General features: G+C 64.4%; 13 protein-coding genes. 4 read left to right on the top strand and 9 right to left on the bottom strand.

The window, feature by feature from the left end:
* Positions 1 to 56 precede the first annotated feature (56 nt).
* A complete protein-coding gene (locus IB278_RS07730) occupies positions 57 to 1,847 on the top strand; it encodes a SulP family inorganic anion transporter (RefSeq protein WP_192323125.1) in 1,791 nt (596 codons plus the stop codon).
* Positions 1,848 to 1,906: 59 nt separating this feature from the next.
* Here IB278_RS07730 and IB278_RS07735 read toward each other — a convergent pair whose 3' ends face one another.
* Genes IB278_RS07735 through IB278_RS07755 form a run of 5 tightly spaced genes read right to left on the bottom strand, consistent with a single transcriptional unit; the run spans position 1,907 to position 6,130 of the window.
* The gene (locus IB278_RS07735) at positions 1,907 to 2,863 is read right to left on the bottom strand and encodes a 2-hydroxyacid dehydrogenase (protein WP_192323126.1); all 957 of its coding nucleotides are present in this window, start codon (positions 2,861 to 2,863) and stop codon (positions 1,907 to 1,909) included.
* A 2-nt stretch (positions 2,864 to 2,865) separates the two neighbouring features.
* A complete protein-coding gene (locus IB278_RS07740; RefSeq protein ID WP_192323127.1) occupies positions 2,866 to 3,342 on the bottom strand; it encodes a type II 3-dehydroquinate dehydratase in 477 nt (158 codons plus the stop codon).
* A 3-nt stretch (positions 3,343 to 3,345) separates the two neighbouring features.
* Positions 3,346 to 3,963, bottom strand: a complete 618-nt coding sequence (locus tag IB278_RS07745) for a glutathione S-transferase family protein (RefSeq protein ID WP_209536483.1) — start codon at positions 3,961 to 3,963, stop codon at positions 3,346 to 3,348.
* A gap of 2 nt (positions 3,964 to 3,965) precedes the next feature.
* Positions 3,966 to 4,943, bottom strand: coding sequence for an NAD(P)H-quinone oxidoreductase (locus tag IB278_RS07750; RefSeq protein ID WP_192323129.1), 978 nt, complete (start codon positions 4,941 to 4,943; stop codon positions 3,966 to 3,968).
* A gap of 29 nt (positions 4,944 to 4,972) precedes the next feature.
* Entirely contained in the window at positions 4,973 to 6,130 is a 1,158-nt protein-coding gene (locus IB278_RS07755) for an ABC transporter ATP-binding protein (protein ID WP_192323130.1), read from the bottom strand.
* A 264-nt stretch (positions 6,131 to 6,394) separates the two neighbouring features.
* Between IB278_RS07755 and IB278_RS07760 the strand changes: the two genes are divergently transcribed.
* Positions 6,395 to 7,645 carry a flavin-containing monooxygenase gene (locus IB278_RS07760; RefSeq protein WP_192323131.1) on the top strand — a complete coding sequence of 417 codons (1,251 nt, stop codon included), beginning with the start codon at positions 6,395 to 6,397 and terminating at the stop codon, positions 7,643 to 7,645.
* A 5-nt stretch (positions 7,646 to 7,650) separates the two neighbouring features.
* Positions 7,651 to 8,793, top strand: coding sequence for an alpha-hydroxy acid oxidase (locus IB278_RS07765; protein ID WP_192323132.1), 1,143 nt, complete (start codon positions 7,651 to 7,653; stop codon positions 8,791 to 8,793).
* Between the two features lie 3 nt (positions 8,794 to 8,796).
* Here IB278_RS07765 and argE read toward each other — a convergent pair whose 3' ends face one another.
* The 4 genes from argE to IB278_RS07785 all read right to left on the bottom strand — a co-directional run bounded on the left by argE (position 8,797) and on the right by IB278_RS07785 (position 12,111).
* Entirely contained in the window at positions 8,797 to 9,954 is a 1,158-nt protein-coding gene (gene argE, locus IB278_RS07770; protein ID WP_192323133.1) for an acetylornithine deacetylase, read from the bottom strand.
* A 42-nt stretch (positions 9,955 to 9,996) separates the two neighbouring features.
* On the bottom strand, positions 9,997 to 10,956 hold the full coding sequence (locus tag IB278_RS07775) for a LysR substrate-binding domain-containing protein (RefSeq protein ID WP_192323134.1): 960 nt from the start codon (positions 10,954 to 10,956) through the stop codon (positions 9,997 to 9,999).
* A gap of 64 nt (positions 10,957 to 11,020) precedes the next feature.
* Positions 11,021 to 11,692: a DUF1028 domain-containing protein gene (locus tag IB278_RS07780; protein WP_192323135.1), complete on the bottom strand. Its 672-nt coding sequence runs from the start codon at positions 11,690 to 11,692 to the stop codon at positions 11,021 to 11,023.
* 5 nt (positions 11,693 to 11,697) lie between these two features.
* The gene (locus tag IB278_RS07785; protein ID WP_192323136.1) at positions 11,698 to 12,111 is read right to left on the bottom strand and encodes a RidA family protein; all 414 of its coding nucleotides are present in this window, start codon (positions 12,109 to 12,111) and stop codon (positions 11,698 to 11,700) included.
* A 298-nt stretch (positions 12,112 to 12,409) separates the two neighbouring features.
* Between IB278_RS07785 and IB278_RS07790 the strand changes: the two genes are divergently transcribed.
* Complete coding sequence (locus IB278_RS07790; protein WP_192323137.1) at positions 12,410 to 13,438, top strand: ABC transporter substrate-binding protein; 1,029 nt, start codon at positions 12,410 to 12,412, stop codon at positions 13,436 to 13,438.
* Positions 13,439 to 13,441 lie beyond the last annotated feature (3 nt).

The following is a 13,441-nucleotide window of genomic DNA, read 5'->3' on the forward strand; positions in this document are numbered from 1 at the left end:
TCCCCCTTGCCTTTCTTTGCGCGCATCGGCACCGTCCGCCAAGCAGCCAGCGGCCCATGAACAAATCGGATCCTTCGCCCCCCCTCCCGGAACCGGGCCGGATTGCGCCGCGGTCGAAGGCCGCCGATCAGACCGGATGGAGCCGCTGGCTGCCGGGACTCCGCACGCTGCGCGGCTACCAGGCAGCTTGGCTGCGGCACGACATCGTTGCCGGACTGGTGCTGACCACGATGCTGGTGCCTGTCGGCATCGCCTACGCGCAGGCGTCCGGCGTACCCGGCATCCATGGCCTCTACGCGACCATCGTTCCGCTGCTCGCGTACGCCGTGTTCGGACCCAGTCGGATCCTGGTGCTGGGCCCGGATTCCTCGTTGGCGGCCGTCATTCTGGCCGTCGTCCTTCCACTGTCCGGCGGCGACCCGCATCGCGCGGTTGCTCTTGCGGCCATGATGGCGATCGTGTCGGGGGCGGTGTGCATCCTCGCCGGCGTCGTGCGCCTGGGCTTCGTCACCGAGCTTCTTTCCAAGCCGATTCGCTACGGCTACATGAACGGCATCGCGCTGACGGTATTGATCAGCCAGCTGCCCAGGTTTTTCGGTTTTTCGATCGAGGGCGACGGACCGCTGGAAAACCTGAAGGCCATCGCTGCAGCGGTGATGGATGGAAAGACCAACTGGACCGCGTTCATGGTCGGCGCAGGCACCCTGGCGGTCATCCTGCTGCTCAGGGGCCGCAAGCGCCTTCCGGGCATCCTGATCGCCGTGGTGGCAGCGACCGTGGTCGTCGGCGTGCTGGACCTTGCGGCACGCGCCGGGGTGTCGGTCCTCGGCGCCCTCCCGCAAGGCCTGCCTGCGTTCGCCATCCCGTGGATCACCAGCGCCGACATCGTTCCCGTCCTGATCGGCGGTGGCGTCGTCGCTCTGATCTCGTTCGCCGACACCAGCGTGCTCTCCCGTGTCTATGCGGCACGGACCCGCACCTCTGTCGATCCGAACCAGGAGATGGTGGCGCTCGGCGCCGCCAACCTGGCGGCCGGGCTTTTTCAGGGCTTTCCCGTCAGCAGCAGTTCGTCACGCACACCCGTGGCCGAGGCCGCAGGCGCCAGAACCCAGCTGAGCGGAGTCGTCGGCGCGCTTGCTGTTGCCCTGTTGCTGGTCGTGGCGTCGGACCTGCTGAAAAACTTGCCCACCAGCGCGCTGGCTGCAGTGGTGATCGCATCGGCCATCGACCTGATCGAGATCGCCGACCTGCGACGGATCTATCGCATCCAGCGCTGGGAGTTCTGGCTGTCGGCGGCCTGTACCGTTGGCGTGACCGTGCTGGGCGCGATCGAAGGCATCGGCCTGGCGATCGTGATTGCGGTCATCGAATTCCTGTGGGATGCCTGGCGTCCCTATTCCGCGGTTCTGGGGCGCGCCGACGGCGTCAAGGGCTACCACGACATCACGCGCTATCCCGACGCGCGTCTCATCCCCGGCCTGGTCCTGTTTCGCTGGGATGCGCCGCTGTTCTTCGCCAACGCCGAGCTGTTCCACGACCGGGCGCTCGACGCCATGGCTTCGTCGCCTACGCCAGTGCGCTGGCTGGTCGTTGCGGCGGAACCGATCACCAGCGTGGACGTGACCTCCGCCGACATGCTGGCCGAGCTGATCGAAACCCTGCACGCGGCCGGCATCCAGTTGTGCTTTGCCGAGATGAAGGACCCCGTCAAGGACAAGCTGAAGCGGTTCGGGCTGTTCGAGCGGCTCGGGGAAGCGGCGTTCTTTCCGACCCTCGGTGCCACCGTCCGTCGATATCTCGAGACCCATACGGTGGATTGGGTGGACTGGGAGGACGAGGGGCGCTGAGTTCATGCTGCACACCCTCGAGCTTTTGTTCGGCTGTATGGCCGCCTCCGTACAGTCCGTCAATATCCGCGGGATGGCTCGACGATGTTGTCCGGCAATTCGCCGGCCGAGACGCGCAGGATGTTGGCTGCGATCTGCCTGGCCGAGGATGACGGAATGGCCACGGACGCGAGGTGCGGGGTGATGAGCACGTTGGGCATGCTCCACAGCGCATCTCCGGCCGGCAGGGGTTCGCGCTCGAAGACATCCAGCGTTGCCGCGCCGATGTGTCCACTCTGGAGGAGTTCCGTCAACGCGGCCTGATCCACCAGGGCGCCCCTGGCGACATTGATGAGTGCAGCGCCGGGCTGCAATTTTTCGAGGCGGGCGCGATCGAAGAGCTGCTTTGTCTGCGGCGTGAGCGGCAGCATCAGGACGACGATGTCCGCCTGGCCGATCACGGAATCGAGCGTCTCCATGCCGGCTGAACACTCCACGCCATCGATCTGCGCAAGGCTGCGCGACCAACCCAGCGTTCTGAACCCCTGGCGCTGAATTTCATGCGCTGCCTTGGCTCCCAGATGCCCCAGTCCCAGCACCGCAACGGTTATTTCCTCCGGCGAACGCGGGTGGCGATAAGCCCACCGGCCTGCGCGCTGGGCCTGCTCGAAGACCGGAATATCCCGGGCGTGCCGGAGCACCGCGAACAGGACATACCCGGCCATCATCCGCGACATCTGCGGATCGGTAATCCGGGTGATCGGGATGTTCCTTGGGAGGTCGTCGCGCCCCACCAGCGAGTCGACTCCGGCGCCCAAGTTGATGATCAGACGCAGATTCGTCATGCGTTCGAAAATGCCCTGCGGGGGTTTCCAGACCATGGCGTAGTCGATCTCTTCCGGCCGCTCGGTCTGGCTTGCGTGAATCACCTGGAGTGCCGGAAGCTGGGTCTGAAGCGCCTTCTTCCAGGTCTGGAAATCGTCGAAGTCGCTATAGAAGGCCAGGGTGCCGACAGCCGCTGCTTCAGGAAACGTCATCTTCAGGAAACCTGTTTGTTCTTTCGCACCAGGCGTGCGACGGCCTCGATGGCAAGTTCGTAGCCGTCTGCGCCGAGTCCGGCAATGACGCCATCTGCCGCCTTGGAGATGTAGGAGTGATGGCGGAAGGGCTCGCGCTTCCAGATGTTGCTCATATGGGCTTCGATGATCTTCCCGGGAAAAGACAGCAGGGCATCGAGGATGGGGATGGACGTGTAGGTCAAACCGGCCGCATTGATGACGATGCCGTCCGCGACGCCACGGGCTTCCTGAATCCAGTCGATCAGCTGTCCTTCATGGTTCGACTGCAGAAAACGCAGGCGGACCTCCAGCGAGGCAGCCTTTTGCTCGCAGCGCGACTGCAGGACGGGGAAGCTGTCCGTGCCGTAGTTCCTGTTGGAATCCAGGCCATAGAGGTTGGCGTTGGGGCCGTTCAGGAACCAGACGGAGATGGAGGGATTCGAGGTTTCGGTCATCATTTTTCAAACTTCGCAGGGTTGGGTGGCCTGCATGGCGGGCAGGCTCTGGAAAGCTTCGTTCCAATGGGCGGCGATGCCGCATTTCGCGCGCCAGTTCAGTTCGGGAAATCGGAAGTCCAGATACCCCAATGCGCAGCCGATGGTGATCTCGCCGATGGTGGGCTTGTCGTGGGCCAGCCCGGATGCGATGGTTTCGATCGAGGCGAGGCAGGCCGTGACTTTGGTCAACAGGGCCTCGCGCCAGGTGGGCCACTGGAATTCGGGGGGACGCGCCGTCAGCTCGTAGCGCGCCAGCAGCGCGGCGTCGAGCAGGCCATCGCCCAGCGCCTGGCGGGTGAGCGCCGTCCATCGATCGGCGCCGGACGCGGGAAATATCGTCTCTGCGTCCGCCTGGCTGGCCAGGTACTCGCAGATCACCCGGCTGTCGTAGAGGACCTGGCCGTCTTGCAGGATCAGGGTCGGCACCTTGGCGAGCGGGTTGTGAGCCGCGATGCGCGGGTCGCGTCGAACCGGATGAGCGGCGCTGTCCAGCCGCTGGATCTTGTCGGCCTGTCCGGTCAGATGCGCGCACACCATGACCTTTCGCACGAAGGGCGATGTCGGAGCGAAGAGGAGTTTCATCATCAGGGCACCAGCACCAGCTTGCCGAACACCTTGCCGCTTTCCAGCATGGCATGCGATGCCGCGGCCTCACCGACCGGGAAAGTGGCGTGGATGCGCGGCGCGATCCGCCGGCGCTTCAGCAGCGGCATCACATGGTGGGCCAGGCGCTTGGCCATGCGGGCCTTTTCGGCATGACTTTGCGGACGCATGGTGGAAGAGTGCAGGCTCAGCTGGCGCTGCATCAGCGTCAGCAGTTCGATGCTGACCGCCGAGCCCTGCATGAAGGACAGGCTGACATGCCGTCCGCCGAAAGCCATGGCTTGAAGATTGCGGCGCACGTAGTCGCCGCCGACGATGTCGAGCACCACGTCCACGCCACGCCCCGCGGTGTAGTCCAGGCAGGCCTGGGTGAAGTCGGTGGTGGGCCAGCAGATCGCCAGATCGGCGCCGAGAGCTTTCAGTTCGGGGAACCGGGCTTCATCGTTGTCGGTCACGATGACCGTGCAGCCGGCCGCATGGGCCATCTGGATCGCCAGGGTGCCGATGCCGCCCGCGGCGCCGTGGATCAGCACCGTCTCGCCCATCGCCAGACGCCCGAGTTCGAACAGGTTGTGCCAGACGGTGAAGAGTCCTTCGGGCAAGGCCGCCGCCTCGATGTCGGACAGAGGGGCCGGCACCACGAAGGAATGATCGACCGACGCCGTGCACCACGGCGCATAGCCCCCGCCGGGCACCAGACTCATGAGCCGCTGGCCCACCAGCGCGCTGTCGGCACCCGGGCCGCAGGCGACCACCTCGCCACACACCTCCAGTCCGAGGACGTCGGTGATGCCGGGCGCGGGCTTGGCGATGCCCTGGCGCTGCATGACATCGGGCCGGTTGATGCCGGCGGCGAGCACGCGCAGCAGGACTTCACCGGCGCCGGGGACGGGCATGGGGCGCTCGGCCAGCACCAGCACGCTGGCATCGCCGGGCTCCCGGGCGACGATGGCTTGCATTGAACTTGGAAGGGAGGTTCTGATGTCGGTCATGGGGTTTGCCGGGGACTGGTGAAGACGCTGATGCCCTCATCGAGAAGCGCCAGCCCGACGACCGAGCCGACGGGCCAATGCTGCATGGCGCCCAGGCCCGCACTGCGCACGGTGACCACCTGCCGGGCCGTCCTCGGAACATCCACATCCACGTAGGTGTTGATGTGGTCGCCCTGGAAGACATGGTGAATCACGGTGCCGCTCAGGACCGAGCCGGCATGCAGGCTCTCCAGCAGGATGTGTTCCGGCCGGACGTAGACGTCCAGCCTTTCGCCTTCGTGCGATGCATCGACCAGCCGAGCCTGCGGAAGGCTGAGATGGCCGGAGCCCAGGCGCAGATGGATCTCGTGGGCGGTCTTGCCGTGGTAGTGGGCCGGCAGGATGTTCACGTCGCCAAGAAAGGACGCCACGAACGGATCCTGCGGGCTGCGGTACAGGTCGGCCGGCGATGCGATCTGGCGGATGACGCCGGCCGACATCACGGCGATGCGGTCCGACATCGCAAGCGCCTCGCCCTGGTCGTGGGTGACGAAGACCGTCGTCAGTCCCAGGCGGCGCTGGATCTCGCGAATTTCGACCTGCATCGAGCCGCGCAAGCTCTTGTCCAGGGCCGAGAAAGGCTCGTCGAGCAGCAGCACCTTGGGTTGGATGATCAGTGCGCGCGCCAGCGCCACACGCTGCTGCTGGCCGCCGGAGAGTTCGCGCGGCTTGCGGTGCCCCAGGCCGGTGAGCTTGACCATGGCCATCGCTTCCTTGACGCGCTGGGCCACCTCGTCCTTGGGTACGCCCCGCATCCGCAGGCCATAGCCGATGTTGCGCTCCACGGTCATGTGCGGAAAGAGCGCGTAGTTCTGGAAGACGATGCCGATCTGCCGCTTGTGCGGCGGATCGCTGGTCACCGGCTGGCCCTCGATGAAGATCTCGCCGCTGTCGGCCTCGGCAAAGCCCGCGATCAGGTTGAGCAGCGTCGTCTTGCCGCAGCCCGACGGACCCAGCAGGGTAAGGAACTCGCCACGCTTGATCTTCAGCGAGACCTCGTGCAGCACGGTCTGGTCGTGGTACTTCTTGACCACGCCTTCCAGACTGACGGCTGTGTCGGCCTGCGGATGCGAAAGGCTGGGCTGCGCTGCAGGGTCGGAGTGAACAACTTTCATGCGCGAACGATAAGCCAGGAGTCCGTGTCCGGGTCTTTGCCGAAATTGATGCAACCCCTCGGAAAAACGAAAGGTCTCGATGGCCGCGGGCACGAGCCCCGGCGTGGACCTTGCGGGCAGCGCTTTGCATTTTCCTAAGCCCTGAATCCGAAAAACGTGATTTTCAAATGCGGTGTGCTTCTTCAGACTCGCCTGCATCGATGGCTGGTGTCTCCAGGCTGCCTGGCGACGTGCATCAGTGGCGATCTTCTTTAGGAAACACAAATGTCAGTGGAAAAAATCAATACCGTGGTGGTCGGCGCTGGTCAGGCGGGCATCGCCATGAGCGAACATCTCTCGCTCGTGGGTGTGCCGCATGTGGTGCTGGAGCGCAAGCGGATCGCGGAACGTTGGCGCTCGGAGCGTTGGGATTCCCTGGTCGCGAATGGCCCCGCCTGGCATGACCGTTTTCCAGGGTTGAAGTTCGAAGGCGTTTCGCCGGAGGCATTTCCACCGAAAGAGCGCATGGCGCAGTATTTCGAGGACTACGCCGCCATGCTGAAGGCGCCCGTGCGCACCGGTGTCGATGTCAAGCAGGTGGAGCGCAACGTGGGTCGCCCGGGCTTCACGGTCACGACCTCCGAGGGGGTCATCGAAGCGACCAACATCGTTGCGGCCACCGGTCCTTTCCAGATTCCGGCCTATCCCAAGATCGTTCCCGAAACCGATAGCATCCAGCAGCTGCATTCCTCGGCGTACAAGAACCCGGGCCAGTTGCGCGAAGGTGCCGTGCTGGTCGTGGGTGCCGGCGCTTCCGGCTCGCAGATCGCCGAGGAGCTGCGCAAGGCGGGCAAGACGGTCTATCTCTCGGTGGGCGAGCACTACCGCCCGCCGCGCTCCTACCGCGGCCGCGACTACTGCTGGTGGCTGGGTGCCCTGGGCCTGTGGGACGAGGTCAAGATCAAGCCCAAGAAGCAGCACGTCGCGTTCGCCGTCAGTGGCTACGAGGGCGGCAAGACGGTCGATTTCCGTCGCCTTGCGCACATGGGCGTGACGCTGGTCGGCCTGACCAAGGCCCACAAGGACGGCGTCATCGAGTTCGAAGAAGGCCTGGCCAGGAATGTCGCGGACGGCGACCAGGCGTACTTCGACGTGCTGCGCGAAGCGGATGCCTACATCGAGCAGAACGGCTTGCCCTTTGCGCCGGAGCCCGAAGCCTGGGAACTGCTGCCGGACCCGGACTGCCTCAAGGAGCCGATCATGAGCCTGGATCTCGCCAAGGCCGGCATCACGACGATTCTCTGGGCCACCGGATTCGCCTTCGACTACAGCTGGCTGAAGGTCAATGCCTTCGATGAAAAAGGCGCGCCGTTTCACAAGCGGGGCATTTCCGCCGAGAGCGGCATCTACTTCCTGGGATTGCCGAACCTGGTCAACCGCGCTTCGTCCTTCATCTACGGCGTGTGGCATGACGCGAAGTACATCGCCGACCATATCGCGGTCCAGGACGCGTACATGTCGTACGGCAAGACCTGAGCTGCATGGCCGAGATCACCTGCATCGAAGACCTGCGCCGCCTCGCGAGGAAACGCGTGCCCCGGATGTTCTACGACTACGTGGATGGCGGCTCGTGGACCGAATACACCTACCGTGCCAACGAAGAGGATTTCGGCAAGATCGAGTTTCGCCAGCGCGTGGCGGTGGACATCGCCGAGCGCAGCACCGCCAGCACCATGGTGGGCCAGGCGGTCAGCATGCCGGTGGCGATCGCGCCCACGGGTCTCGCCGGCATGCAGCATGCCGATGGCGAGATCCTGGCGGCGCGCGCGGCGCAGAAGTTCGGCATACCGTTCACCTTGTCGACCATGAGCATCTGCCCGATCGAGGCGGTGGCCGAAGCGACCGGCCGCCATCCGTTCTGGTTCCAGCTCTATGTGCTGCGCGACCGGAGGTTCGTGGAAGGCCTGATCGAGAGGGCCCGGAACGCCAACTGTTCCGCGCTCGTGGTCACCATGGACCTGCAGGTATTCGGACAGCGGCACAAGGACAGGAAGAACGGCCTGTCCACTCCCCCTCGGCCGACCCTGCGCAACCTCGTGAACCTGGCGAGCAAGCCGCGCTGGTGCTGGAACATGCTGGGCACCCGGCATCGCCATTTCGGCAACATCGTCGGGCATGCGAAGGGCGTGGACAACATCGGCTCGCTGGTGGAGTGGACCCGGGAACAGTTCGATCCGCGCCTGTCGTGGCAGGACATCGAATGGATCAGGAAGCGATGGAACGGCAAGCTGATCGTCAAGGGCATCCAGGATCCCGAGGACGCGCGGCTGGCGGTTGAAAGCGGGGCCGATGCCATCGTGGTGTCCAACCATGGCGGGCGGCAGCTCGACGGCGCCTCGTCGTCGATCTCCACCCTGCCACGCATCGTGGAGGCCGTCGGACACCGGGTGGAGGTGCACATGGATGGCGGCATCCGCTCGGGGCAGGACGTGCTGAAGGCGATCGCGCTCGGGGCGCGCGGCACCTACATCGGCCGCGCCATGATGTACGGCCTGGGCGCCCTGGGAGAGAAAGGCGTTGCCACGGCCCTGCACCTCATCCAGAACGAACTCGATCTCTCCATGGCCTTCTGCGGCAAGACGGATGTCCGCGGCATCGACCGCGAAATCCTGCGCATGCGCTGAGGCCTACCGGCAAAGGAAGTCGACGAGCGCGGCCATCATCCGGTCGCAGGCTTCGATCTGCGACAGTTCCACGTACTCATCGGCCTTGTGCGCCACCTCGATGCTGCCGGGGCCGCAGATCAGTACAGGGGTTTCGCGCCAGCTCTGCTTGAACAAGCCGCCTTCGGATCCGAAATCGACCTTGGTGCGGCGGGTGCCGGGGGGCAGCAGGGAACTGAGCAAGCCCACGGCCGGCGAATCCTCGGGCGTGTTCAGGCTGGGGTAGCTGTTGGTCAGCTGGATGTCCGGCAAGGGCGCCTCGGGATGCACCGCATCGGCCGCCACGCGTTCGACCAGGCGTTGCAGCACGCGGGCCAGGATTTCCTCGGGCTGGTCCTCGGAGACATGGCGGATCTCGAAACTGAGCTCGCATTCGCTGGGCACGATGTTCAGGGCCCGGCCGCCGTGGATCACGCCGACATGGACCGTGGAGTAGGGCACGCCGTAGCCCTCCTCGCGAGGGCCGGTCTCCGACAGTTCACGCTGCACCTCGCGCACCGACGCGACGAGGTCGCTCGCCATGTGGACGGCGTTGATGAATCTGGGCGCCAGGCCCGAATGGCCGGCCTGGCCGCAGCAGACTGCCCGATAGGCGGACTTGCCCTTGTGACCCGTGCCGATGCGCATCAGGGTGGGCTCGCCGACGATGCAAAGATAAGGTGCGGGAAGGCCGTTCTCTAGCCGGCGCAGCAGGTGGCGCACGCCGACGCAGCCGATCTCCTCGTCGAAGGACAGGGCCAGTTGCAGGGGTCGCTTCAGCGGTCTGCGGGCCGCAGCCACCATGGCGATGACGGCACAGGCGACGAAGCCCTTCATGTCGGCCGAGCCGCGTCCGTAGATGCGGCCGTCCTTGTGCGTCGCCTCGAAGGGTGGCGAAGTCCAGGGCTGACCGTCCACGGGCACCACGTCGGTGTGCCCGGAGAGCAGGACACCCGGAACGCCTTGCGGGCCCACCGTGGCGAACAGGTTGGTCCTGCTGGCGTCCTGTGGGTCCAGTGCAAGGATCGATTCGATGCCGGCTTCCGCCAGGATCTCCTGCACCTTGTGGATGAGCCCGATGTTCGGCCTCAGGGAAACCGAGGGGAAGGCAATCAGGGTTTCCAGCAGCGAGATGCTGGACATGCTTGCGGCACTTTCTTGATCCATGGCGATGCGTTGGGCGCTTCAGGGCGCTGCGATGTGGGGGTCGAAAAATCTCGCCGCGCTCATGCCGGGGATGTACTGGTCGGAGATGTAGGCACGGCAGCGCTCCATGAAGACGCGGGTCAATCGCGACTGCTTCATCGGCTTGTACGTTGCCAGGCCAAGCTGCATCGGGCGATTGGTGCCGGCCAGACGCACACGCACCATGCGTTTGCCGTCGAGCGCCTGGTTCGATTTGGGCCGCACATTGAACAGCGCATACCCGATGCCGTTGGCCACCATGGACCGCACCACCTCCTCGGACCGCGAGCGCGCCACGATGTTCGGCGTGACGCCGGCCTTGGCGAAAAGCGAGGTGAAATACTCCCGGCTCATCGGCAGATCGAGCAGCACGTAGGGCTGGGCAGCCAGCTCCTCGAACGTGACAGCCTTCTCCTGCGCCAACGGATGCAGTTCGCTCACCAGCACATAAGGCGGCAGCGTCGCCAGGGTTTCGAACTCGATGTCGTCGCCCAGGTGCAGGTCGTAGGTGATCGCCAGATCGATCTCGAGCGCACGGATCTTGTTCATCAAGACCACCTGGTCGCCTTCGACCATCTCCACTTCCACCGCCTCGAACGCCCGGGAAAATCCGAAGATGACCTCGGGTGCAATCATGGCGGTGAGCGACTGGAAGCTGCCCACCCGCAAAACGCCTTGCATGACATCGCTCGAATCCGAGGCGATCTCATACAGGCGGGAGGACTGGTCGAGCACGTCTTCGCACTGCCGCAGCACCAGGGTGCCGATGGCGGTCAGTCCCAGTCCCTTGGAAGGATGGCGGACGAACAACTGCACGTTGAGTTCGGACTCGAGATGCGCAATGGCCGCGGAGATCGAAGGCGAGGAGATATGGATCTGCGCCGACGCGGCGGCGATGCTGCCGTGCGTCGCGGTGGCGACAAAATACTCCATCTGACGCAAGGAAACGCGGTTGAGCATGTCGAGTAGAGAAGAGGCTGGGGAGCGGCGCGGGACGTTGACAGTCCAGTGTACCGGCGGCCCTTCAGAGGTTTCCAGGCACCCCGAAGCTGGGGGCTGCGCGCGGGTCGAGCGCCCGCGTGATGTAGGCCTGCAGCTGCGGTTCGTACACCTTCCAGGTGGCGTAGAGGGCCTGCACCGGGTCGAGTTCCACCCAGTCCAGCCGCAGATCCACGATCGGCCAATTCTGCTCCCCGTAGACCAGCAGGCCGGCCGAATGCACAGGGCCTTCCTCGCCACCAGCCGCCTGGCCGGCGAGCATGGCCTGCATCAGGCGTTCGGCCAGCGGGCCTTCTGCGCTCTCGAATGCCGAGAGCATCGCCTGGGGCACCTCGGGTGTGAGCAGCATGTTGCCGGCGCAGGCAGCATGCGTGCCGACCACGCTGGCCAGGGTGCCGAGCGCCTTGGCCCCGGTGAAAACCACCGGCGGGTTCGACGCATCGATAGCCATCACCTGGCGGTAGTCGATGAAGGGACGCTTTTGCAACTCGGCCACGGCTTGCGCCGGCGTCAATCCGCTGGCGAGCAGGTCCAGGGCGAGCGGACCCAGGTCCGGATCGGTGATGTTCTGGCTGGCGGCGGCGCCCACGTGCGTGCGGCCGCGGATGCAACGCGAGGCGACCGCGGGGGAGGACGAGGCAACGGCGGCACCGAACTGCCCGGTGGCCGGGCAGCGCGCGATGATGGAGAACGTCATGGGGCTCAGTCGGGAATCATGGCAGTGGCATCGATTTCCACCAGCCATTCCGGACGGGCCAGGGCAGACACCACGATCCCTGTCGACACGGGGAAAACCCCTTTCAGCCAGCGGCCCACGACGAGATATACGGCCTCGCGGTAACGCGGATCGATGATGTAGATCGTGATCTTGCAGATGTCCTGGAGTTCGCCGCCGGCCTCCTTGAGCAGCATCGCTATGTTCGCCATGGCCTGCTCGGCTTGACCGCTGACATCGCCGATACAGACGCTCTCGGACGTTTCAAGGTTCTGTCCGATCTGCCCTCGCAGGAAAACGGTGCTGCCTCGAGCGACAACGGCCTGGCAAAGGTCGTTGTCGAGCTTCTGTTCCGGGTACGTGACCTTGGTATTGAAAGGCCGGATGCGGGTGTGTTTCATGTTGCGGAGGGCTGATGACGGGAATGGCAATGGTCATCGGCGTCGGACATCGGTGCCATTTGTATTTTCCGGGCGACCGTTTAGGAATTTCCGAGCTTTGCCCGCCGACCCGCGCCCATCAGGAAAATTGAGGCACCTCTAAGTAAAAGGCGACTTGGCCGCAAGTCGCGAGTTCCACATCATCCGGTCGCTGAGGTGAGTGGACATGGTGCTGGCGCAATGCCTGCACCTTCAGCGCGACTCGCCGACGGATTGCCTGCTCCGACCAACGTTCAACTTTTCGATCTGAGGGTTTTCAATGATTCGCAAGCTTTTGACACTGTGCGTGCTTTCCGCCACGCTGGCCGCCACATCGGCCTACTCGCAGGACAACGCCCTGGTGGTGAGCACATGGGGTGGCAGCTTCCGCGACCTCATCGACGAGAACATCGGCAAGGAGTTCACGAAACAGACCGGCGTGCCGGTGAAGTACGTGACCGGCGGCACCATCGACCGCCTGAACAAGGCCAAGCTCGCCTCCAAGCCCGAAAGCGACATCACGTTCACGACCTCGCATGTCGGCTGGCTCTATGTCAACAGCGACCTGTTCGAGCAGCTCGACAACAGCAAGATCCCGAACGCCAGCCGCCTGGTCGACCGCGCCAGGATCAGCCCATACCACATCGGCAGCTGGGCCTATGTGTATTCCATCGGCTATCGCGCCGACCTGCTGCCGCCCAGCGTCAAATTCGAAAGCTGGAATGACCTGTGGAATCCGGCCCTGAAAGGCAAGATCAGTGCCCCCGACTTCGACCCCAGCCATTTGATTGCGGTTTCCGCCATGCTGTCGGGCGGAGATGCCAAGTCCTGGGAAAAAGGGCAGGACAAACTCAAGGCGCTCAAGCCCAACTTCAAGGCCTTCTATACCAACGACGCCAATGCGCAGCAATTGATCGCCACCGGGGAAACGCCCGTGGAAGTCATTCTCTCGATGAACGCGTACCACATGGCCAGCCAGGGCGTGCCGATCAAGGTGGTCATGCCCAAGGAAGGTGCGGTGCTCGGCGTCGACACCATGGCCATCATGAAGGGAAGTACCAAGACCGACCTGGCCCACAAGTTCCTGAACATTGCGCTGTCGCCCGAAGTGCAGTCAAAGATCGTGGCTTCGAAGAAGGCCAGCCCGGTCGTCGACAACGCGACGGTTTCGGCCGAAGACGCCAAGCTGCCCGGCGTGTTCACCACCAAGGCACAGTGGGACACCCAGACCATCGTCATCGACAACAAGCTGCGCGCCGAGAAGACTGCGGAGTGGCGCAAGTGGTTCACCGAAAACATCATGAACTGACCC

Origin of the sequence: Variovorax sp. VRV01 (assembly GCF_014852545.1) — a bacterium.
GTDB classification, from domain to species: Bacteria; Pseudomonadota; Gammaproteobacteria; order Burkholderiales; family Burkholderiaceae_C; genus Variovorax; species Variovorax beijingensis_A.